This is a genomic window from Hymenobacter cyanobacteriorum (assembly GCF_022631375.1).
Taxonomy (GTDB): domain Bacteria; phylum Bacteroidota; class Bacteroidia; order Cytophagales; family Hymenobacteraceae; genus Hymenobacter; species Hymenobacter cyanobacteriorum.
The window spans coordinates 1030127-1053339 of the sequence record NZ_JALBGC010000002.1 but is presented as its reverse complement, the minus strand read 5'-3'; the positions used below and the strand labels follow the sequence as shown (position 1 = coordinate 1053339).

The following is a 23213-nucleotide window of genomic DNA, read 5'->3' as shown; positions in this document are numbered from 1 at the left end:
GGTGGATTTGCTGGGCCAATAGACGTGCCCCGATACCCAAGAGTTGCCCGGATTTTGTCCGGGCCTCATACCCCAGCCGTTAGGCTGCGCCCGGCCCGTCGAGTAAGCGGCGGTGGTAGTTGATTTGGCCCAGGTGGTACGCCAGGTGCGTGGCCAGATGCACCAGAAAATACTCCGTTGAGGTTTTGCGGTCGAATACCAGCAGGGGGTATTCGGCCGCCAAGTCGTCGGCTGGAAGCCTGCTTAGGGCCTGCTCCACCTGTTCGCGGGTGGTTTCGATTTGCCGAATCAGTTCGGCCCGGGGTACGCCTTTCAACGAAAATTCCCCGTCCCGGTCCCGCGTATACGCCACCCCGCCCAGCGTCGAGCTGATGTAGGTAGTCAAGTTGCCGACCAGGTGCAGGCAGAGGTTGCCGGCCGAATTGGCAATTTCTTTATCAATGTGCCAGATTTGGGTCTCGTCGTGGTAAGCCTCGATTTCCTGATGTAATCGGCTTAAATCGCGGGCAAAAAGCTGGCGCAGGGTATCGAGTAGCATGGGTTGAGAAGTAAGGAAAATGAAAAAATCGGAATGCTGCATAAAACCGTCATGCTGAGCTCGTCGAAGCATCTCAACCGCAATAGTAAACCCAATCGAATGGATTACTTGCGGCGGTCGAGATGCTTCGACAAGCTCAGCATGACGGTTTTATACAGCCAAAAACAGCTGCTACCCCAGGTATGCCATGTCCTCCGCGCTCAGCTTGATATCGGCCGCCTTGAGGTTTTCTTCCAGGTGGGCCAGCGACGACGTGCCGGGAATGGGCAGAATCCACGGCGACTTGTGCAGCAGCCAGGCAATGTTGAGCTGGGCCTCGGTGGCGTGGTGCTTGCGGGCAATTTCGGCCAGCTTGTTGCCGGCGTTGGGCAGGCCGTGCACCAGCGAGAAGAAGGGGATGAGCGGAATGCCGTGCTGCTCGCACAGCGGCAGCACCTCTTCGCCGCCCCGGGTTTCGCCGTAGGGCGCGCTCAGCGAGGTGCGCTGGGCGTAGCCGTACATGTTTTCGACGGTAGCAATTTCGCCCAGCTTCAGGCCGGCTTCCAACTCGGCGCGGTTCACGTTGCTCAGGCCCACGTGCAGGATTTTACCTTCCCGCTGCAGCTCGAACATGGCCCCGAGCTGCTCCTCCAGCGGCACCGCGCCGTGGCCCATCAGCCGCAGGTGCACCAGCTGTATCTGCTCGCGCTTCAGGGTACGCAGGTTGTTGTCGATGCTGGTGCGCAGGTTTTCGGGGGGGTTGAAGGATACCCAGCTTTTGTCGGGCCGGCGGGTGGCGCCCACTTTGGTGCAGATGACGAGGTCGGCCGGGTAGGGGTGCAGGGCTTCGGCGATGAGGCGGTTGGTCACGTCCTCGCCGTAGTAGTCGGCCGTGTCCAGGAAATTTACGCCGGACTCCACGGCTTTTTTCAGGATGGCCAGCGCCTGGGGCCGGTCGGCGGGCTCGCCCCAGATTTCGGGGCCGGTGAGGCGCATGGTGCCGTAGCCGAGGCGGTTGACGGTGAGGGGATGGGCGGAGTGTTGGGCGATGGTGATGGTGGACATGAGCAAGAATATGGGGTTAGATAATGAGAAGACGCCTGGAAGGCCGGGATGTTTGAACTTTGGAAATGCCTGTCATGCTGAGCTTGTCGAAGCATCTCTACTGCAGTAGTAATCCTACTCATCAGGAATAGTATCGTAGTAAAGATGCTTCGACAAGCTCAGCATGACGTTCTTTTATGCGCGGCCTTGCGCCCTGCGTGCGTAATTCGCGCTCTATGCATTCCAATTCCTCGCCCTGGCGGCGGCCTCTGCAACGGTTCTACTGGCATTCGGTATTGGCGCTCACGCTGTTTTTTATGCTGGGCACGCTGCTGCTGGTGCTGCTGGTGCGGGGCACCCTCTCGGGGCTCGATGCGCGGCTGGCGCTGGAAGTGGGCGGGCCGGTGGGCCTGCTGGTGGCCGCGCTCGAAGTGTACGTGTACCCGCAGCTGTTTGCGCGGGTGCGGCTGCTGGCGCGCCTGGGGCTGGGCATGCTGTTCTACCTGGCCGGTTTCTGGCTGCTGCTCTTTCTCATCCGCCGCATCTTCGGCAATGCCGCCGACAATAACCTGCTGGCCGCGCTCGATGCCGAAGGATTCCGGAGCTGGCGCGCCCTGGCAGTGCGGCCCGAGGGCAGGGCCTTTGTGCGCCTGCTCACTGGCTACGGCATTCTGAGCTTGTTCACCTCGCTGCTCTATCAGCTTAGCAACAAAATCGGCCGGCCCGCGCTGCTGCGGCTGTTTCTGGGCCGCTACCACCACCCGGTGGCCGAGCAGCGCATCTTCCTGTTTGTCGATGTGAAAGGCTCCACCGCGCTGGCCGAGACCTTGGGCAATGAGCAATACAGCCACCTCATCCGCGACTTTTTCTTCGACATGGGCGCGCCCATCGTGGCCCACCGGGGCGAGATTTACCAGTACGTGGGCGATGAAGTGGTGGTGACCTGGGAGTGGAAACCGGGCATTGCGCAGGCCCGCTGCGTGCGCTGCTTCTTCGCCATGCAGCAGGCCATCAATCGCCGCCGCGCCTATTACCTGCGCACCTACGGGGCCGTGCCCGCCTTCAAAGCCGGCCTGCACGGCGGCCCGGTGATGGCCACCCAGGTGGGCGCCATCAAAACCGAGCTGGTCTTCCACGGCGACGTGCTGAACACCACCGCCCGCATCGAGGCCCAGTGCAACGCCCTGCACAGCCGCCTGCTGCTTTCGGCGGCGCTCTACGAGGCCCTGCCGCACCCGCCCGAATTCCGCTTTGAGGCCCTGGGCGAATTTCCGCTGCGCGGCAAGGCCGGCACGGTGGCGTTGTATTCGGCCGAAATCAACTAGCTCGTCCAGGTTCTGGCGCGGTCATTTATTTTTGCTAAAATCCCCGCATCCGCTAACCTGCCCCTCATGCATTCCGCCCCCGCGTATTTCGATGACTTTGCCGATGCAGAAGCACCGCGCGGCCCGATAGGGGAGCCGGTCGTAATTCCTGGCGGCCCGGCTGCTTCGGGCAAGCGAATGCGTCGCCCCAGCCTCACCGGTGCGGTGGCCACCACGGCCACGAAGCTGCTGCCGCTGGTGGCGTTGCTCGATTCCATCCAGCCCTCGGTGAGCAAAGAGTCGGTTTTTCGCATCCGGCGCAAGAAAATCAAGCAGCACTTCACCGAAATTTATACCGAGCTGCACGCCGAGCGGCCCCGCCACGAAGCCCTGGTGCACGCCTTTCAGGCCCTGGCCGAGCTGGTGCAGGAGGAAACCCGCGACATCAGCAAAGACGAGCTGAAGCAGGCCGCCAAAGAAGTGGTGCTGGCCACGCTGCAGAACGCGCCGGCGCTGCTCAACATCGCGCACCAGGCCCGGTTGCTGGCGTAATACAGGCCACAGGCCACGCTAGGTTTTAGCGCAGCATCAGGCGCTGGCTTACCGCGCCCGACGGCCGCAACAGCTGTACCAGATAAAGCCCCCGGGGCAGCCCGGCGGTACTAAGCCCGAGCTCCTGGCTGCCGCCGGGCACCGTTTGTGAGCGCAATACCTGGCCCAGGGGCGTAAGCAGGCGCACTTCAGCCGCTTCGCCAGCCGTAAAACGAAGTTGCACCGCCTCGGTAGCCGGGTTGGGCCAGAGCACCAGTGCAGTTGTGGCCGCAACGGCCGGCCGGGTGGGCGTGGGGGTGAGCGCCCCGGGCAGAATGAGCAGCGGGTTGGCCGTTTCGATTGGGCGGTTTGTCGCGTACCCGATTTGGTAGCTGGTGTTGCTGCCCCAGGCCCAGAGGGTGCCGTCCTGCTGCAGCGCCAGGGTGTGGTCGGTGGCCGTTTGCACGGTTTGCCAGCCCGTGCCCGTGCCGGCGCGCGTGGGCACGGGGCAGAGGACGGTAGTGCCCACGCCCAACTGGCCCAGGTCGTTTTTGCCCCAGGCCCAGAGCGAGCCATCCTGCTGAATGGCCACCGCATACACGTTGGTGTAGCTGGATGAGTAATAGTGGAGGCCCGTATTCTCGACACTGACACTGGCCCAATTCGAAGCCGAGCCGATGCGCGTAGGAACCAGGCGGGCCGTGGTGGTGCCGTCGCCGAGCTGGCCGTCGGCGTTGCTGCCCCAGGCCCAGAGTGTGCCGTCCTGCTGCACGGCCATCGTGACGCCGGCCCCGGCGCAGGCGCTGCGCCACTTCGCCGTGCCAATCTGGAAGGGCTGGAACCGGTCAGAATAGTTGCCATCGCCGAGCTGGCCGACCACGTTGTTGCCCCAGGCCCAGAGCGTGCCGTCCTGCCGCAAGGCCACCGTGTGGTCGTGGCCCACGCTCACGGTTTGCCAGTTGGCGGCCCGGCCCACCCGCACGGGCTCGATGCGGGTGTTCCGGCTGCTGTCGCCCAACTGGCCCTCGTCGTTGTAGCCCCAGGCCCAGAGGGTACCGTCCTGCCGCACGCCGGCCGCGTGGTTGGGGCCCTGGCTTATGCTTTGCCAGTTGGTGGCAGTGCCCAGGCGGGTAGGCACTTGCCGGGTGGCGATGCTCCCGTAGGTATTGAAGTATTCGACGCCCCAGGCCCACAGGGTACCGTCCTGCCGCAGGCCAATGGTGCGGTTGTCGCTGCTGCTCACGCTTTGCCAGTTGGCCCCGGAGCCGATGCGGGTGAGGGCGGGGCGGGTGGTGGTGGTGCCGTCGCCCAGCTGGTAGTAGCGGTTTTCGCCCCAGCCCCACAGGGTGCCATCGGCCCGCACGCCCACCGAGTGCCATTGGCTGCCGCTCACGCTGCGCCAGGTGGCGGGCGGCACCACGGCCTGCGGGGTGCTGCGGTAGCGGGTGCGCAGCGTGGGGCTGCCCACGGGCCCGTGCTCGTTGCTGCCCCAGGCCCACACGGCCCCATCCGGGCGAACCGCCACGGCGTGGTAGCCCCCGGCAACCGCCCGCTGCCAGCCGGTATCGGTTCCAATACGCGTGGGGGTGGCAGAGCCGTGGAAGTAGCCGTTGCCCGTTTCGCCGTGGTAGCCGCTGCCCCAGCTCCAGAGCGAGCCGTCTTGCTGCAAAGCCACCGTGAACCCGTAGCTGGTGCTGGCCTGCCGCCAGTTGGTGCCGGTGCCAATGCGCGTGGGCACCCGCAGGTTGGTCACCGAGCCGTTGCCGAGCTGGCCCCAGGAGTTCGAGCCCCAGGCCCAGAGCGAGCCATCCTGCCGGATGGCCATGTTAAAAATGGAAGCGCTGACGCTTTGCCAATTGGCATCGGTCCCGACGCGGGCGGGCGCTAAGCGCGGGGTCAGGGTGCCATCGCCCAGCACGTAGTTGCTGTTTGAGCCCCAGGCCCAGAGCGTGCCGTCCGTTTTCACGGCCACCGTGTAGCGGCTGCCGGCGCAGGCGCTCTGCCAGTTCGTATCGGTTCCGATGCGGGTGGGCACCAGCCGCGCGGTGGTGGTGCCGTCGCCGAGCTGGCCGTCGTCGTTGAGGCCCCAGGCCCAGAGCGAACCATCGGTGCGCACCCCCACGGTATGGCTTTCGTAGGTGCTGATGCTTTGCCAGTTGCTGGCGGTGCCAATGCGGGTGGGCACCAGCCGGGCGGTGGTGGTACCATCGCCGAGCTGGCCGTCGGCATTGGCACCCCAGGCCCAGAGCGAGCCATCGGTGCGCACCGCCAGGGTGTGCCGCCAGCCCGGGCTCACGCTTTGCCAGTTGGTGGCGGTGCCCAGGCGCAGCGGCTCGGCCCGGGTGGTGCTGGTGCCATCGCCCAGCTGCCCCTGCTCGTTTTGGCCCCACATCCAGAGCGAGCCATCGGCCCGCACCACCGCCGAGTGGTTGGCCCCCGACGGCTCCAGCTGGCCCAGTGCCAGCAAGGGCATCAATAAAAACAACAGCGCGAAACGAAAAGCGGGTAGGAGTGAAGCCATGCGGAAAGGGAGGTGAAAAGGAAAAAGCCCGGCAAACTTACCACCGCCGTCACTACGAATAGCGTGTAGGCAACTGGTTGAATACGTGCAGCAGTAGCCTTGTTAAATTTTGACGAGTCATGCAGAGCGTAGCGAAGCATCTTTACCGCCCAACGCAATCAAAAGGATTACTTGAGGTAAAGATGCTTCGCCGCGCTCTGCATGACTGTTCTTGTTCCTGGTGCTGCGCCCCTGGCCGCTACGCCCGCCGCACGTCGTACGGCACGGCCATGCCCAGCAGGGCTTGCGCAATGGCCTCGTCCGAAGCCGCGCCGCTCACCAGTATTTCGGCCACCAGCCCGCGCTGCTTGTCGTCGCGCACCTCAATGGAATCCACCGTCAGCTCCGGCACCACGGCCAGCTGGCGGTGGTACACCCGGCTGATTTCCTGCTTCGCCAGCGCCGGCTTGAAGATTTTGCCGATGGCCGTGAGCGGCAGCTCGGCCGCCGTGTACACTTGCTTGGGCCAGGCGGCGCGCTCCGGAATGTTGGTTTCGGCGAAGCTGCGCAGCTCGCCTTCGGTGGCCTGCTGGCCGGGGTGCAGCGTCACGTAGGCCACGGGCAGCTCTCCGGCGTGGGCGTCGGGGCTGCCGATGGCCGCCGCCAGCGCCACGGCCGGGTGGGCCATCAGGGCATCTTCGATGACTTTGGGGTCGATGTTGTGGCCGCCCCGGATGATGAGCTCCTTCTTGCGGCCCGTGATGTAAAAGCCGCCCTGCGCGTCCTGCCGGCCCAGGTCGCCGGTGTTGTAGTAGGGGCCCTGGCCGTCGCCGGTATCCACCCAGATTCCTTTGTTGTGCTCGGGCTGCAGGTAGCCGTGGAAAATATTGCTGCCCCGCACCACGATTACGCCGCTTTCCTCGGCTTCGGCAAAGCGCTGGAAATCGCCGGTTTGCTCGTCCAGCACCACAGTGCGCACGTCCTGATACGGCACGCGCAGGCCGATGCTGCCCGGCATGGGCGCGCCCGCCAGCGGCCCCACCACGCTGATGCAGCTGCCTTCGGTGAAGCCGTAGCCCTCTACCAGCCGCAGCTTGGTGCGCTGCTCGAAGGCCCGCAGCAGCTCCACCGGCAGCGGCGCGGCCCCGCAGATGGCGTAGCGCAGCGAGCTCAAATCGTGCCCCTCGACCGGCAGCGTGAGCAGGCGGCTGAAAATAGTGGGCACGCCGCTGAACAGCGAAATGCGGTAGTGCGCCACCAACTGCCAGAAATTATCGAGAATGCCCGGCCCGCGGTAGCCCGCCGGGCTGCCCAGCACCACCGTGTGGCCCAGCAGCCACGGCACGCTGCCCGTCACCACCACGCCATTCACATGAAACAGCGGCAGCCCGCAAAAGAACACCAGCCGCTCGGGCGCGGCCTCACCGCCCAGCAATTGCGAAGACGCAAACGTGGTGCTCGTAATATTATAGTGCGTGAGCGGCGCGATTTTGGGCGTGCCCGTGGTGCCGCCGGTGTGGAAGTAGCAGGCCACGTCGGTAGGCAAAATCTGCCGGCCCGACACCAGCCGGTTGCCGCGCTGGCGGCGGCTGGCCTGCGCGAAATCCACCACCTGCACGCCCGGCAGGCTGGGCTTGGGCTGCACCAGTCGCATGGCGCTAACCAACAGCCGTTGCGTCGTGGGCAGGTAATCGAGCAAGTCCACCGTCACCACCGTGCGCAGCGTGGGCACCAGCGGGGCCACGGCCGCAACCTTCTGCCAGATGTCGGTTTTGGGGAAAGCGCGCAGCGTGACCAGCACCTTGGTGCCGGCCGCGTTCAGGATTTCGGCAATCTGGGCCGGCTCCAGCAGTGGGTTCAGCGGGTTCACGATGCCGGCGGCCTGCCCGCCCCAGAGCGTGAAGTGCGTTTCGGGCAGGTTGGGCAGCAGGTACGACACCACGTCGGTAGGGCCCACGCCCAGCTCGTGCAGCATATTGGCCGTCTGGTAGCAGCGCTGCACCAGCTGCGTGTAGGTGAAATCGACCGACTCGGTGGGCCGCTCGCCGCTGAACACGAAGCGCAGGGCCAGCGCCGCCGGGTTGCGGTCGCGGCCGCGCTCCAGCAGGGCCAGGGTGTGGGCGGGCACCGGCTGGGCGGCCAGCGGCGTTTGCTCAATGGTCAGAATGTCGTCGAGGTTGCGGTAGCCCGGCATAGCAGCGAGTGAAGGAGGACCCGGCGGTGGCCGGACAAAATGGATTTTTCTTCAAAAGTAGACCCGGGACTGCGGGGGCTGCGCAACATTTCACGGCTTCCGGCCCGGAGTTCTACAATCTGGACCAATAATCCTTACTTCGTGGCCCGTTGATATTCCTCCATCCGCTCTCCATGCTGTCCTTACAAAGGCTACGACTCTGCTTCGGCTTGCTCCTGGTTTTAAGTGCCATTGGCCTCGTTGCCGCGCCCCGGCCGGCCGGCCTCGGCATTGTGGCTACCCGCAGCGGCCGGGTAGCCGGGGGCCGAAGCAAGGATGGCAAGGTCAATTTCTACAAGGGCATTCCCTTTGCCGCGCCCCCCGTGGGCCGCCTGCGCTGGCAGCCCCCGCAGCCAGTGAAGCCCTGGCGCGGCGTGCGAACCTGCGTGCAGCATGCGCCCAGCCCCATGCAGGGGGCGCCGGCCCCGTTCAGCATGTGGACCACGGAATTCCTGATTCCGAAAGCCCCCATCAGCGAAGATTGCCTGTACCTGAACGTGTGGAGCGCCGCCAACACCGCCGCCGAGCGCCGCCCGGTGCTGGTCTGGATTTACGGCGGGGGCTTCATGAGCGGCGGCAGCGCCGTGCCCATTTACGATGGCGAAGCCCTGGCCCGCGCCGGTATCGTGGTGGTCAGTGTTAATTATCGGGTGGGACCGTTTGGCTTTTTCGCGCACCCCGAGCTCACCAAAGAATCCGGCCACCAAGCCTCTGGCAACTACGGCCTGCTGGACCAGATTGCCGCCCTGCACTGGGTGCGCGCCAACATCGCCGCTTTCGGGGGCGACCCCGCTCGGGTGACCATTGCGGGCCAGTCGGCCGGCGCCCAGAGCGTGAGCTGCCTGGTGGCATCGCCGCTGGCCACCGGCCTTTTTCACCAAGCCATTGCCGAAAGTGGTGCCGGCTTTGCGCGGCCCTATCCCACGTTGGCAGCGGCCGAGCAGGAGGGACTGCACTACGCCCAAACGCTCAAAGCGCCCACCCTCGCGAAGCTGCGCCAGCTGCCGGCCGCCGCGCTGGTGCAGCAAGCCCCCAATCTGCACGGTCCCATCACCGATGGCTACGTGCTGCCAAGTGCCCTGCCCGAGCTGTTCGCCACGGGCCGCTCCAACCCGGTGGCCCTGCTCACGGGTTGGAATGAGGACGACGGCCTGCTGTTCGCGCCGCCACAGTCGGCCGCCGATTTCCGGCAGCAGGCCGAAAAGCGCTACGGCACGCAAGCCGCCGAATTCTTGCGTTACTACCCGGCCCGCGACGAGGTTGAAGCTGCCGCCTCGCAGTGGAAGCTGTCGCGCGACCAGCTGTTTGGCGTGCCCAATTCCACCTGGGCCAGCGTGCAGACGCAGCAGTTGCACCGCCCGGCCTACGTGTACCGCTTTGCCCGCAAGGTGCCTGCCACCGGCGAGTATGTGAAATACGGCGCCTTCCACACCGGCGAAGTGCCCTACGTTTTCGATAACCTCCGCCTCGTGGCCCGCCCCTGGGAGCCCGCCGACCAGCAGCTGGCGCGCACCATGGCGGCCTATTGGGTCAACTTCGTTCGCACCGGCAACCCCAACGGCGCGGGCCTGCCCACGTGGCCCGCCTACCAGCCCACCAGTAAGCAAACGATGATATTTGACCTGCACCCCGCTGCCAAAACCCTGCCCGACCAGGCCGCGCTGGATTTCCTGCGCGGGCAAGGCAGCCGGTAGGCGCGCTCTGGCGCAACGCGCTGCGCTACCGCCTTACTCGTTACCGGCTCGCCGCGCAAATACCAGCCAGTTCGACTGCCGGGCCGTGTCCGTGCGGCGGTTGCCCAGTTTCACCACCTGGCCGCCCGCCCGGTACCAGCCTTCGTCCCAGCCGCCCGTGTCCAGGTTCAGGGCCTGCTGCGCGCCCAGCTCCACTAGGTCGGCCGCGAACTGCTGCATGGTGATGTCCGCTTGGCTTTCTACCACCGCCCATTGGTGGCCGGCCAGTTCCACCAGCGCCCGCCGCTGGAAAAAGCTGCCGCCCGGCCCCCGCACGCTGCGGCCCCGATACACCAGCAGCTCCTGCAGCAGCAGCGTGCCGCGCTGCCGCTGCACCCGCGCCACTTCCGCGCCGGGCGGCGACTGGCCTTTGGGGATTTGGCTAATCGTGAGCGAATCGCCGATAATCGTCAGTACCCCATCCAGAAACCCCACTTTGGCCGTCGGCTGCAGCACCTGGCCGTTGGCAACCAGCAGGTCCAGCGGCTGGTCGGTATCCAAATCGGTGTAAGCCCCGGCCACACTAAGCTGCACGCGCCGGTCGGCCACGTCGGGCCGGCTGGTCGTTACCTGAATGGCCAGCCCCTGCGGATGAAACACTGAATACTGCTGGCCACTGGCCGTGGTTTTGCCTTCCAGCCGTACTTCCGGCGCGTTGCCGGCACAAGCCGAAAGGCCGGCCAGCAGCCATGCCAAGAGGGAAATTCGCCGCATATTTAGCCAGACTTTCATCAGACAGGAAGTTGGTGGAAGAACCAGTTTCGCCGGAATTAATCGAGCACGAAGCGCACGCTCACAATCTTGCCTTGCTCAACGCGGTAGATGACCAGCGACTGCGAATCGGGCCGGTTGGCCAGGCCGGTTATTTTCTCGTGGAGGATGACGGTGTTTTTCAGCACCATCTTATTTGCTACCTCGCAATGCAGCCGGGGATTGGCTTTGAACAACGACGCATAATAGGCCTGCAGGTCGTCGTGGGTTTTGAAGCGCTTCAGGACCTGGTTGGGATAGATGTACAGCGCCGTGGTGTCGGCGTAGGGCGCGGCAAAGGCAGCCGCATCGTGCGCGTTCCAACCGTCGACCTGCTGTTGCACCAGCTGCTCGGGCGTCGGGTTCTGGGCCCGGGCAGGGCGCGCCAGCAGGCTCAGCAGTGTTGTAGTAGCGACGAGTAATAGCAGTTTCATGGTTTCAGAAAGGAGTGAGCCGCTAAGTTAATTGCCACGCTGTAGGAATGCTGACGGGCCTCTAGCACCCCCCAAGCCACTGCCGAAGCGGGCCGCGTCGCGCCTTCGCGCCCCATCCCAAGCGCCCCCGCTGCCTCTTGAACTGGCAAAAGAGGCGGGAGAAGCTATTTGTGAAACGACAAAACCGCTTGCTTCTTTTGCGGCAATAGACTTCTCTCCCTCAACACCGGAGCCAACGGTCCAGTTAGGTTAATTATTGGCAACAGCGCTTCGTAGGGAATCTCGATGTCGATTGTTCGGTCCGCATGATAAGGGCCCGGGTAGGCCAGGCTGTCATCGTCCCGGTCATCGTAGGAAAAATTCAGCCCGGTGCCCGTCACCACAAATCCGCCGGTTGGGAGCTTACCGCTGCTGCCAACGTCCCCATAATTAGGATTTGATTGCCAGAGCAGACGCAAATGCTGCAGCAAGAGCTGGCGCAGCTTGGCTTGGTAGCCGGCCACCAGCAAGTCAGCCAAGCCCAGTCGCTTTCCGGTCCGCATATCGAAGGTGTAGCTCTGCGCCCATTCGTGGTAGTCCGCCACGCCGAAGCGCTCAAACTGCACCACCGAGAACAGGTAATTGCTGTTATACACCACGTATTTATCCCCGATGAAGCTGTAGTCCGGCTGCTCGCGTTGCCGGTTTCGCAGCAGCGTGTCGAGGTAGAAAGCCATCTGCGGCGGGGCAGTCGGCGGGGCCAGCATCCGTTCTATCCGGCGCGCGGCGGCCGGGTTTTGCGGGAAGGTGATGCGCAAATAACTGCCTTGGAACATGGCCGAATCACCCGCCACACCGTTCGCCGAATCGGGTGCCACGAAGCGCGTCAGGTTCCAGTGCTCTGCTTGGTACCGGACGCCATCGGCATAGTTCTCGCGCAGCAGCACGGGCAAGTTGCGGCGGCCATCGGCACTGCGCCAGGTGCCCGCCAGCGCCGGACTGATGGTTGGTCCCAGCAAGAAGTTGGCGCTGCGCTGGTATGCCGCATCCCGCTCGCCCAGCGTCAGCCCAGGCGGTGCTTTTGCCTGCTCCGTGCTCAGGGTAATGTCCAGGCCCCGGCGGTCGTAGTAGTACTTGCCCCGGTATTCTCCCCGCCACAACGAATCAAGAAAGACGGTGACGGGGTGCTGGCCCACGCGCCCCCGCCAGCGCCGGGTAGGGGCGTCGAGGTAGTGTTCAAGCCGGTTGGGAGGCAGTACCGTGTCGGCCGGCGTCGGGCCTGGGGGCGCTGCGTGAGGCAGCACCAGTAGCCAATACAGCCCGAGCGCAGGGAAAAACAAGGTCGTCATGGGATGCTAAGGAAGCGAAAGTACGAGGCCCCGCTTATCCCTGCCGCATAACCCAGACTAGCAGGCTCAAGCTTGACGTGCCTCTCAAAACCGCGCCCGAATGTTCCAAGCGCCCGCCCCAGTGCCCTTGGCGCCTCTCCAAGCCGCTGAGGAAGCTGGGAGTGTCTGGGAAGCGGTACGTGTGGAACTGCCAATGCATCCGTAGCAGCCGAACTACTCAACTCACATAGTATATGGTAGCCGGCCCTTTGCCTTCCTTCGTTATGCGCTGCTGCACCAGTAAATCGGCTAGAATTCGTTTCACCGTGGGCGATGGAATGGCCAGCTTCTCGGCAATCTGGCCCGATTTGCAGCCGGGGTAATTGCCAATAAAGGCCAGCACCGCCTTCTCCCGCGGCGACGACTGCGTTTCCGTTTCGCGCACCGTCAGTTTCTGCAGCAACTGCTGTTGCACTTTCAGCAGCGCGTCAAAAAAGAAAGTCAGCCATGATGAAATGTTTTCGCCCGGCCGCTGCGACTGGCATTTCTGCAGTTCGCGATAATACTCTGTTTTGCGACTCTCAATTTCGTGTTCCAGGCTCACGTACTGAATCCAGACGTAGCCGTTCTGGAGCAGGAGCAGGGTAGCCAGCAGGCGGCTCAGGCGCCCGTTGCCATCCTGAAACGGGTGGATGCTCACAAAATCGTAGCAGAACAGGGCGCACTTCACCAGCGGGTGGGTGGCCGTATCGGCGTGGTACCAGGCCACCAGTTCGCGCATGGCGTCCTCGGTGGCAAAGCCCGGCGCGGTGGTCTGAAATATTAGCTGCTTGGTGCCATCCGGCAGCGTGGCTTCCACGGCGTTGCTATGCTGCTTGTAGTTACCCCGGTGCCATTCGTCCTTGCGGCTGAAACGGAGCAGCTGGTTGTGCAGCCCCTTGATGCTGTTCTCCGAAATGTCAATGTCGGCGTAGGACTCCGCAATCAAGTCCAGCACCTGAAAATAGCCCACCACCTCCTGCGAATCCCGGTCTTCCAGCTTGGTGATATCCGTATTGCGCAGCAGTACCTCCACCTCCGCGTCGCTCATGCGCGAGCCCTCGATGCGGGTCGAAGCGCCCACGCTGCGCACCGTGGCAATGGCTTTCAGCTGCTTCAGCGTCTGCCCCTCGCGACGCTCAATGGCCGACCAACTGGCATCAAATCGGTCGAGCTTGCTCACCGCCGCCAGCAAGGCCCAATCCAGCGTCACTTCCACCGTATGCACGCGCTCTATCATGCCGCGAAGATAAGCGCCCCGCCCACCCCGTGATACGATTTGATACGATTCGAGACGATGCTGATACGATAAGTGTACGCGCCCCCCAGCCGCCGCCGAAGCTTGGCGTTTCTCAGTGCCGCGCCCGGCGGGCCCCTGCGCCCGTCCCAGTGCCCCTGGCGCCTCTCAATGCCGCTGAAGAAGCTTAATGTGTCTTAGAGTTGCGCTCCTTTACGCACAACAACCTGCCCTCCCGAGGTGGGGAAGGCAGGTTGTTTGTGACTGGTTGCGAATTAAGTGGCACCTATTTACGCCACCCTGTCGATTTTAATAAACAGGAATTAATCTGAAAAGACCCATTCATCGGGATTTCCTCCAATCGTGATGCAAGATTTGTCTTTGCTGAAAAGGTGGATACCATTGTCATTAACAATTAGTGTAAATGGCGTAGGGTATAGTTTAATTATAGTGGGTATGTCGTTGACCATGCGAATTCCGGTGCTAGGGCTATTGACCTGTAAAACAACTTTGTTATAAAATACTTCTATCACCGCAGTAACTTGAAGCGTTGTGCTCATGTCTGATATCCTGATGTCTGGTTGCTTATTAAGCCATAACTCTTCTAATATTTGAGTTGGAAACTCTGAAAAAATATCCCAATGAAACATCTCGCCTAGTTCAAGGCTTCCACTGACTTCAAATGGTTTTGTAAATGATTTACTTACTATACCCGTTTCGAGTGAAAAATAATTTAACTGCTTAATGTTCGATATCTTGCTGTGCTTCATAAACTTTTCTGCGACAGTAAGACGGTTTTTAAAAGGTACTGTGTCTTCTTCAAAAGCGCATAAAGCTTTTACAATTGTGTTGAAAGACATTGATGAATTCCATACTTGCTTGAATACTGCTGAATCGTAATTCTTCTTGTCTTTATAATTCCTTGCATAAGCTGCACGAATATATTTTAATGCAAGAGCATTCTGCTCATCATCTGTTAATTGGTGAAACCCTTTTTCTTCCTGAATGTATTCAGTTTGCAATATTTTCTCGATATAATGACTAGGTCTTTTTATCCAGTCGTAACCCAGAACATTGCCTGATTTATATTCGATAACAATGTCAAAGCCACCAGGCTGATGTGAGAGTTCGTTAATCCTGTAATTGCGTTCTACCCAGAGCACCTCTTTTACAAGGTGCTCTGGTAGTCCGGTATAGATTCGTTTGATTGTAGTTCCCATAATTGGACCCTACATATTCCGCCGGTACTGGCCGCCGACCTCAAACAGCGCGTTCGTAATCTGGCCGAGCGAGCAGTATTTCACCGTTTCCATCAGCTCGGCGAAGAGGTTGCCGTTGGCCACGGCCACTTGCTGAAGCTGCTTGAGGCGCGCCGGGGCCTGGTCGGCGTTGCGCTGGTGCAGCAGCTGGAGCATGTCGATTTGGTATTGCTTTTCCTCCTCCGTGGCCCGGATGACTTCGGCCGGCACCACCGTGGGCGAGCCCTTCGACGAGAGGAAGGTATTCACCCCGATGATGGGGTACTCGCCCGTGTGCTTCAGCATCTCGTAGTGCATGCTTTCCTCCTGGATTTTGCCGCGCTGGTACATGGTTTCCATGGCCCCGAGCACGCCGCCGCGCTCCGTGATGCGGTCGAATTCGAGCAGCACCGCCTCTTCCACCAGGTCGGTCAGCTCCTCGATGATGAAAGAGCCTTGCAGCGGGTTTTCGTTTTTGGCCAGGCCCAGCTCCCGGTTGATGATGAGCTGAATGGCCATGGCCCGGCGCACCGACTCCTCGGTGGGCGTGGTGATGGCCTCGTCGTAGGCATTCGTGTGCAGCGAGTTGCAGTTGTCGTAGATGGCGTACAGGGCCTGCAGCGTGGTGCGGATGTCATTGAAGTCGATTTCCTGGGCGTGCAGGCTGCGGCCCGAGGTCTGGATGTGGTACTTCAGCATCTGGCTGCGGGCGTCGGCGCCGTACTTCAGCTTCATGGCCTTGGCCCAGATGCGGCGCGCCACCCGCCCAATCACGGCGTACTCCGGGTCGATGCCGTTGGAGAAGAAGAAGCTCAGGTTGGGCGCGAAGTCGTTCACGCTCATGCCCCGGCTCACGTAGTATTCCACGAACGTGAAGCCGTTGCTCAGCGTGAGGGCCAGCTGCGTAATCGGGTTGGCCCCGGCCTCGGCAATGTGGTAGCCGGAGATGGACACGGAGTAGAAATTCCGCACCTTCTCGGTGATGAAATACTCCTGCACGTCGCCCATCAGGCGCAGCGCAAACTCGGTGCTGAAAATGCAGGTGTTCTGAGCCTGGTCTTCCTTCAGAATATCGGCCTGCACGGTGCCGCGCACCTGCGTCAGCGTCTTGGCCTTGATGGCGGCGTACACGTCGGCGGGCAGCACGTCCTCGCCAGTCACGCCGAGCAGCAGCAGGCCCAGGCCGTCGTTGCCGGCCGGCAGCTCGCCCTGGTAGCGGGGGCGAGGCTGGCCCTTGGCCGCAAACAGCGCGTCGATTTTGGCATCGACTTCGGCCGTCAGCTCGTGCTCCTTAATGTAGAGCTCGCACTGCTGGTCGATGGCCGCGTTCATGAAAAACGCCGCCAGCGTGGCCGCCGGGCCGTTGATGGTCATCGAAACCGAGGTGCTGGGGTTGGCCAGGTTGAACCCCGAATACAGCTTCTTGGCATCATCCAGGCAGGCAATGCTCACGCCCGCGTTGCCGATTTTGCCGTAGATGTCGGGCCGCAAATCCGGGTCCTCGCCATACAGCGTCACCGAGTCGAAGGCCGTGCTCAGGCGCTTGGCGGGCAGGCCCATGCTCACGTAGTGGAAGCGGCGGTTGGTGCGCTCCGGCCCGCCCTCGCCGGCAAACATGCGGGTTGGGTCTTCACCCTCGCGCTTGAAGGGGAACACACCGGCCGTGTAAGGGAATTCGCCGGGGAAGTTCTCCTGCATGGCCCAGCGCAGCCGGTCGCCCCAGCCCGTGTAGCGCGGCACCGACACCTTCGGAATCATATTGCCCGAAAGCGACTTGGTGTGCGTCTGCACCCGGATTTCCTTGCCCCGCACCGAGTACACGTACTCCGGGTTGCGGTAGTTCTGCAGCGTGTTTTCCCAGTTTTCCAGAATGGCCTGGCTGTCGGCATCGAGACGGCGCAGCTGGGTTTGTTTGTTCTTCTCGAACTCGCCCACCATGCTCTCGCTGCTCTTTTTCTCGTCGCGGTAGTGCTGCTCCAGTTTGGCGAACGCGCCGGCTACTTCCGCAATGTTGGCCTGCTCGCGCACGCGCTGGTCGTAGGCGCGGTTGGTTTCGGCAATCTCGGAGAGGTAGCGGGTGCGGTGCGGCGGGATGATGTAAATCTTCTCCGAATCCTCGGCGCTGGTTTCCAGGTGCGAGGCGAAGGTGGCGCCGGTTTTGGTTTCCAGCATCTTCAGCACCGCCCGGTACAGCCGGTTCATGCCGGGGTCGTTGAATTGCGAGGCAATGGTACCGAACACCGGCATTTGGTCCGTGGGCGTGTCCCAGAGGCCGTGGTTGCGCTGGTACTGCTTGCGTACGTCGCGCAGCGCATCCAGTGCCCCGCGCTTGTCGAACTTGTTTAGCGCAATCACATCAGCAAAATCGAGCATGTCGATTTTTTCCAACTGCGTGGCCGCGCCGTACTCCGGCGTCATCACGTAGAGACTGGCGTCGGAGTGCTCGATGATTTCGGTGTCGGACTGCCCGATGCCCGAAGTCTCCAGAATAATGAGGTCGTAGTTGGCGGCGCGCACCACGTCCACGGCGTCCTGCACGTAGCGGCTCAGCGCGAGGTTGCTCTGGCGCGTGGCCAGGCTGCGCATGTACACCCGCGGCGAGTTGATGGCATTCATCCGAATCCGGTCGCCCAGCAGCGCCCCGCCCGTTTTGCGCTTGCTGGGGTCCACGGAAATAATAGCAATGGTCTTGTCCGGGAAATCCATCAAGAAGCGCCGCACCAGCTCATCCACCAAGCTGGATTTGCCCGCGCCGCCCGTGCCCGTAATGCCGAGAATAGGAGCGGAGTGGCCGGATTTCAGGGATTGGTTCTGGCTGTTCTCGCTGAGTTGAAACTCCGAAACTAGCTGGCCTTTCACCCGCTCAAACTCCTCCGGGAAGTTCTCCGCCGCCGAAATCAAGCGGCCGATGCTGCGGGCGTCTTTCTCCTTGACGTGGCCGGCCTCGCCATTCAGGTTCTCACCCGTCGGGAAGTCCGCACTCTCCAGCAAGTCATTAATCATGCCCTGCAAGCCCATTGCGCGGCCATCATCCGGCGAGTAGATGCGGGTGATGCCATAGCCCATCAGCTCTGCAATTTCGGTGGGCAGAATCACGCCGCCGCCGCCACCGAAGATTTTGATATGGCCCGCACCGCGTTCCTTCAGCAGGTCGTGCATGTACTTGAAGTACTCGTTGTGCCCGCCCTGGTAGCTGGTAATGGCAATGGCCTGGGCATCTTCCTGAATGGCGCAATCCACGATTTCCTGCACCGAGCGGTTGTGCCCGAGGTGAATGACCTCCGCGCCGCTGCTCTGAATGATGCGGCGCATGATGTTGATGGCCGCGTCGTGCCCGTCGAACAAAGCGGCGGCGGTAACGATGCGAACGTGGTTCTTCGGTTTGTAGGGCGCGGTGGGAGCAGGGTGCATATTTTAGGGAGTAGCGCAGACTTTGGAGGCCGCGACCATAAGGGTGGAAAACGTGTGCGAAGGTACGGATAACGCTCCGGTAGGGCAGTTGTGTGAAGACTTGAGTAATGGCTCAATAACGCAAACAGCCGGCCTGCCTCCCTGGCAGCCCGGCTGTTGCTTCAGATTCCACCCGATGCTCAAGCGTCGGCCTTTGCCTTCTTTTTAGCTTTCGGCTTCACGTCCGGAATCAGGTTGTGCGGGTTGATGACGAATTTCCGGGCCACGCCCTTATCAAACTCGGCGTAGCCTTTCGGTGCGTCGTCCAAGCTGATGATTTCCACATTCACAGCTTTCGCAATCTGTACTTTGTCGTATAGAATGGCCTGCATGAGCTGGCGGTTGTAGCTCATCACGGGCGTTTGGCCGGTGTGGAAGGAATGGCTCTTGGCCCAACCCAGCCCAAAGCGGATGGACAGATTGCCAGTTTTGGCGGCCGCTTCTTTTGCGCCGGGGTCGTCGGTGACGTACAGGCCGGGAATGCCGATGGAGCCGCCCGCCCGGGTGATTTCCATCAACGAGTTGAGCACCGCGGCGGGCACTTCGGTTTTGGCCTGGGCGCCGTGGCCGCTGGCCTCAAAGCCCACGCAGTCGATGGCGCAATCAATCTCGGGCACGCCCAGGATGTTGGCAATCTGGTCGGCCAGGTTGGCGTCCTCGTTCAAGTCCACCGTTTCGCAGCCGAAGGAGCGGGCGTGCGCCAGGCGCGCCTTGTTCATGTCGCCCACTATCACCACGGCCGCGCCCAGCAGGTGCGCCGAAGCCGCTGCTGCCAAACCCACCGGGCCCGCGCCGGCCACATACACCGTGGTGCCCGGCCCCACACCGGCCTTCACTGCCCCGTGGAAGCCGGTCGGGAAAATGTCGCTCAGCATGGTCAGGTCCCGGATTTTCTCCATCGCCTGGTCCTTGTTCGGAAATTTCAACAGGTTGAAATCGGCATACGGCACCATCACATATTCGGCCTGGCCGCCGACCCAGCCGCCCATGTCCACGTAGCCGTAAGCCCCGCCTGCGCGGCCCTCATTCACGGTCAGGCAGATGCCGGTTTTCATTTCCTTGCAGGTGCGGCAGCGGCCGCAGGCCACGTTGAATGGCACCGAAACGAGGTCGCCCTTTTTCAGGAATTCCACGTCGGTCCCGGCTTCAATCACCTCGCCCGTGATTTCGTGGCCCAGCACCAAGCCAGCAGGGGCCGTGGTCCGGCCGCGCACCATGTGCTGGTCTGAGCCGCAGATGTTGGTCGAAACTACTTTCAGAATCACCCCGTGAGTAATTTTCTTGCCCTTGGGGTTTTTTAGCTCAGGAAAATCAATGCTTTGGACCTCGACTTTGCCGGGACCCAGATACACTACGCCTCTGTTGCTGGCCATAGAATTCGGGGATTAAGGATGAAAATGACGTGACGCGCTGAACGACAACTGCTTACTGGTTCTCAATCGCCTTCATCCCGGCCTCAGCCACGGCGTGGTCATCTTCCACGGTGCTGCCCGATACGCCGATGGCGCCAATAACGTGGCCGTCGGCATCTTTAATGGGCAGGCCGCCGGGGAAGGTGATGAGGCCGCCATTGGAGTGCTCGATGTTATAGAGCGAGCCGCCGGGTTGCGAGGCTTTGCCAAGGTCGCCGGTGGGCATATCGAAGAAACGGGCCGTTTTCGCCTTTTTAATCGAGATGTCGAGCGAGCCCAGCCAGGCGCCGTCCATGCGAACGAAAGCCGTGAGGTTGGCCCCGGCGTCGACCACGGCAATATTCATCTTAACGCCCATTTCAAGGGCTTTCTGGTGAGCGGCCTGAATGGCGGCCTGGGCCTGTTGCAGGGTAATTCCCATAAAACGGTGGTGGATGTGAGGTGAAAGATTATTTGAGGACAAGCCTCTCGTATACCTTACTATCTTTCACTGCCTAGAGTTGGCCCCGGTCCCGCAGTGATGCCGTAGCAAGTGTAGCTAACGCCGTTATTTCCAATCTTAGCAAGAGTTTTTGGCGCATCCGGCGTGCGGTTAGTCACAAAAAAGCCCCGGCTGGCCGGGGCTTTTTTTTAGTAATCACGGCCTAGCCGAATACCACGGGCGGACTCAGTGCCAGCCGCCAGGCCACGGCAATCGCTACGGCCAGGGCCAGCAGCCCCCAGGCGATGCGCGTTGCCTGCGGCCGCTTCACGGTATCGGAAAAAACTTCGTTCAGGCAGCCGAGTGCCATGGGGGTAATCAGTAGCCCCATCATGGCCAGGTGCAGGATTTCCTGAATCGTCAGGTAGGGCTGTTTCAGCAGCATAATAAACAGGCTGCCCACCACCCACGGCACCACCAGGGTGCTTACCACCATTTTCTGGCGGTTGGTGTAGCGCATCACCGTTCTGGAGTCGTGCGCCTGCAGAAAGGCAATGGCCCCAAAGTAGCCCAGCCCCAACTGGACCAGCCCGGCCAGCAGGGCCAGCACCACGTTCACCACGTTGCCGAGGCGAAACAGCCAGTCGAATACGTACCACGAGCCCGATTGCGTGAATGTGTCGGCCAGCAGCGCGCCAAACACGGCATTGCACGCCTGAAACGCTACCCATAGCAGCAACAGCTTGCGTTGCCCCCGCCGGGCCCGTTCGCTGCGCCAGTACCAGCGAAATGCAATGAGCCCCACCAGCAGGCACACCAGCGGCCCCATGCTGTACACCGTCACCACGGCGGTGCGCCACCATTCGTTGTCGCCCAGCGTGTACACCACCCGGCTGGGCGTCCAGAGGCCGCGCAAATGAAAAAAGTGCGAAGCCTGCACTTTCACCGCATTGTATACCCCCCACACGAGGTAGTAGGCCAGCACGTAAAGCCCCGTGCCGTTGACGGCCGAGATGATGAACTTATTTTTTTCGGCGTCGGTCGTCCGGGCTGATAACGTAGAAGTTTCCGGTTGCATAGGCGCAGCTTAGGGAGCAAGTAAAGGCTAATTGGCAAAACTAAGCACTTGTGCGCAGATGCCAACCGGTGCGGTTGCAGCCGGTGGCCGCCCCCGGGCTGGCTTTTGCGGCCCTTGGTTCGTACCTTCGCCCTCTGAAAAACCGCCCTCTGTGAAGAATATCCGCAACTTTTGCATCATTGCCCACATCGACCACGGCAAAAGCACCCTGGCCGACCGCCTGTTGGAGTTTACCAGCACCGTGGCCAAGCGCGACATGCAGGCCCAGCTGCTCGACAACATGGACCTGGAGCGTGAGCGCGGCATCACCATCAAGAGCCACGCCATTCAGATGCAGTACCCCTACAAAGGGGAAATCTACACGCTGAACCTGATTGACACGCCCGGCCACGTCGACTTCAGCTATGAGGTAAGCCGCAGCATCGCCGCCTGCGAAGGCGCCCTCCTGATTGTGGACGCCTCGCAGGGCATCGAAGCCCAGACGATTTCCAACCTCTACCTCGCCATCGGGGCCGACTTGGAAATCATCCCCGTGCTCAACAAAATCGACCTCCCGCACGCCATGCCGGAGGAAGTGACCGACGAAATCGTGGACCTTATTGGCTGTAAACCAGAAGACATCATCCACGCCTCGGGCAAGGCCGGCATCGGCATCGAAGCCATCCTGAACGCCATCTGCGAGCGGGTGCCCGCGCCCTCTGGCGACCCCGAAGCGCCCTTGCAGGCTCTGATTTTCGACTCCGTATTCAATTCCTACCGCGGCATCGAAGTCCTGTTCCGCATCAAGAACGGGGTGATGAAGAAGGGCGACAAGCTCCGCTTCATGGCCACCGGCAAGGAATACGGCGCCGACGAAATCGGCATCCTGGGCCTGAACCAGGAGCCGCGTCAGATTATGGAAGCCGGCAACGTAGGCTACCTCATCTCAGGCATCAAGGAAGCCCGCGAAGTGAAAGTAGGCGACACCATCACGCACGTCAACCGCCCCACGCCGGAAGCCATCCAGGGCTTCGCCGACGTGAAGCCAATGGTATTCGCCGGCATTTACCCGGTTGATACTACCGAATACGAAGAGTTGCGCTCCAGCATGGAGAAGCTGCAACTCAACGACGCCTCGCTGGTGTGGGAGCCCGAAACATCGGTGGCCCTGGGCTTCGGCTTCCGTTGCGGCTTTTTGGGCATGCTGCACATGGAAATTGTGCAGGAGCGTCTGGAGCGCGAGTTCAACATGACGGTCATCACCACCGTGCCAAGCGTGCAGTTCCACGCCACTGGCACCAAAGACCAGCTCCTGACTATCAACGCGCCGAGCGAAATGCCCGAGCCGAACCTGATTAAATACATCGAGGAGCCCTACATCAAAGCCCAGATTATTACGGCTTCGGAGTACGTGGGCGCCATCATCACGCTGTGCATGGACAAGCGCGGCATCATCAAAGGCCAGTCCTACCTGACCTCGGAGCGGGTAGAAATGAGCTTCGAGTTGCCGCTGTCCGAAATCGTATTCGACTTCTTCGACAAGCTCAAGTCCATCAGCCGTGGCTACGCCTCGCTTGATTACGAGCTGATTGGTTTCCGCGAGTCCGATATGGTGAAGCTGGATGTAATGCTGAACGGTGAGAAAGTCGACGCCCTCTCGGCCATCGTGCACCGCTCCAAGAGCTACGAGTGGGGCAAGCGCCTCTGCGAGAAGCTGCGCGAGCTGCTGCCCCGCCAGATGTTCGACATCGCCATCCAGGCCTCCATCGGCCAGAAAATCATCGCCCGCGAAACCGTGAAGGCCCTGCGCAAAAACGTAATTGCCAAGTGCTACGGCGGCGACATCAGCCGGAAGCGCAAGCTGCTCGAAAAGCAGAAAGAAGGTAAGAAACGGATGCGCTCCGTGGGCTCCGTCGAAATTCCCCAAGAGGCATTTCTGGCGGTGCTTAAAATTGACTAGTTTGAAAAAGGCGGCTTTCGGGCCGCCTTTTTTATTGTCATTCCGA

General features: G+C 61.6%; 17 protein-coding genes. 4 read left to right on the top strand and 13 right to left on the bottom strand.

Annotated features, from left to right (window positions below; all coding sequences use genetic code 11):
* Positions 1-79: 79 nt before the first annotated feature.
* On the bottom strand, positions 80-538 hold the full coding sequence (locus tag MON38_RS09610; protein WP_241935939.1) for a DinB family protein: 459 nt from the start codon (positions 536-538) through the stop codon (positions 80-82).
* Positions 539-709: 171 nt separating this feature from the next.
* Entirely contained in the window at positions 710-1582 is an 873-nt protein-coding gene (locus MON38_RS09605) for an aldo/keto reductase (RefSeq protein WP_241935938.1), read from the bottom strand.
* Between the two features lie 215 nt (positions 1583-1797).
* On the opposite strand from MON38_RS09605, the gene MON38_RS09600 reads away from it, so the two are divergent.
* Together MON38_RS09600 and MON38_RS09595 are read left to right on the top strand one after the other, a co-directional pair.
* Positions 1798-2886 carry an adenylate/guanylate cyclase domain-containing protein gene (locus MON38_RS09600; protein ID WP_241935937.1) on the top strand — a complete coding sequence of 363 codons (1089 nt, stop codon included), beginning with the start codon at positions 1798-1800 and terminating at the stop codon, positions 2884-2886.
* A 66-nt stretch (positions 2887-2952) separates the two neighbouring features.
* A complete protein-coding gene (locus tag MON38_RS09595) occupies positions 2953-3417 on the top strand; it encodes a hypothetical protein (RefSeq protein ID WP_241935936.1) in 465 nt (154 codons plus the stop codon).
* A gap of 25 nt (positions 3418-3442) precedes the next feature.
* On the opposite strand, the gene MON38_RS09590 is transcribed toward MON38_RS09595, so the two are convergent.
* Together MON38_RS09590 and MON38_RS09585 are read right to left on the bottom strand one after the other, a co-directional pair.
* A complete protein-coding gene (locus MON38_RS09590) occupies positions 3443-5917 on the bottom strand; it encodes an RCC1 domain-containing protein (protein ID WP_241935935.1) in 2475 nt (824 codons plus the stop codon).
* Between the two features lie 238 nt (positions 5918-6155).
* Entirely contained in the window at positions 6156-8090 is a 1935-nt protein-coding gene (locus MON38_RS09585) for an acyl-CoA synthetase (RefSeq protein ID WP_241935934.1), read from the bottom strand.
* A 209-nt stretch (positions 8091-8299) separates the two neighbouring features.
* Here MON38_RS09585 and MON38_RS09580 point away from each other — a divergent pair, with 209 nt between their 5' ends.
* Positions 8300-9823 (top strand): carboxylesterase/lipase family protein, encoded by a 1524-nt coding sequence (locus tag MON38_RS09580; RefSeq protein WP_338423760.1) that lies wholly within the window; start codon positions 8300-8302, stop codon positions 9821-9823.
* 33 nt (positions 9824-9856) lie between these two features.
* On the opposite strand, the gene MON38_RS09575 is transcribed toward MON38_RS09580, so the two are convergent.
* The 9 genes from MON38_RS09575 to MON38_RS09535 all read right to left on the bottom strand — a co-directional run bounded on the left by MON38_RS09575 (position 9857) and on the right by MON38_RS09535 (position 21228).
* The gene (locus MON38_RS09575; RefSeq protein ID WP_241935932.1) at positions 9857-10594 is read right to left on the bottom strand and encodes a phosphodiester glycosidase family protein; all 738 of its coding nucleotides are present in this window, start codon (positions 10592-10594) and stop codon (positions 9857-9859) included.
* A 38-nt stretch (positions 10595-10632) separates the two neighbouring features.
* Entirely contained in the window at positions 10633-11046 is a 414-nt protein-coding gene (locus MON38_RS09570; RefSeq protein WP_241935931.1) for a nuclear transport factor 2 family protein, read from the bottom strand.
* Between the two features lie 164 nt (positions 11047-11210).
* Positions 11211-12374, bottom strand: coding sequence for a hypothetical protein (locus tag MON38_RS09565; RefSeq protein WP_241935930.1), 1164 nt, complete (start codon positions 12372-12374; stop codon positions 11211-11213).
* 217 nt (positions 12375-12591) lie between these two features.
* A complete protein-coding gene (locus MON38_RS09560) occupies positions 12592-13632 on the bottom strand; it encodes a Fic family protein (protein WP_241935929.1) in 1041 nt (346 codons plus the stop codon).
* A 320-nt stretch (positions 13633-13952) separates the two neighbouring features.
* Positions 13953-14849, bottom strand: coding sequence for a hypothetical protein (locus MON38_RS09555; RefSeq protein ID WP_241935928.1), 897 nt, complete (start codon positions 14847-14849; stop codon positions 13953-13955).
* Positions 14850-14858: 9 nt separating this feature from the next.
* Positions 14859-18278 (bottom strand): methylmalonyl-CoA mutase family protein, encoded by a 3420-nt coding sequence (locus MON38_RS09550; protein ID WP_241935927.1) that lies wholly within the window; start codon positions 18276-18278, stop codon positions 14859-14861.
* Positions 18279-18457: 179 nt separating this feature from the next.
* Positions 18458-19690 carry a formaldehyde dehydrogenase, glutathione-independent gene (gene fdhA / locus MON38_RS09545; RefSeq protein ID WP_241935926.1) on the bottom strand — a complete coding sequence of 411 codons (1233 nt, stop codon included), beginning with the start codon at positions 19688-19690 and terminating at the stop codon, positions 18458-18460.
* Between the two features lie 52 nt (positions 19691-19742).
* Positions 19743-20150, bottom strand: coding sequence for a GlcG/HbpS family heme-binding protein (locus tag MON38_RS09540; protein ID WP_241935925.1), 408 nt, complete (start codon positions 20148-20150; stop codon positions 19743-19745).
* 223 nt (positions 20151-20373) lie between these two features.
* Entirely contained in the window at positions 20374-21228 is an 855-nt protein-coding gene (locus tag MON38_RS09535; protein WP_241935924.1) for a hypothetical protein, read from the bottom strand.
* Between the two features lie 151 nt (positions 21229-21379).
* Between MON38_RS09535 and lepA the strand changes: the two genes are divergently transcribed.
* A complete protein-coding gene (gene lepA / locus MON38_RS09530; RefSeq protein ID WP_241935923.1) occupies positions 21380-23167 on the top strand; it encodes a translation elongation factor 4 in 1788 nt (595 codons plus the stop codon).
* The last annotated feature ends 46 nt before the right edge of the window (positions 23168-23213 follow it).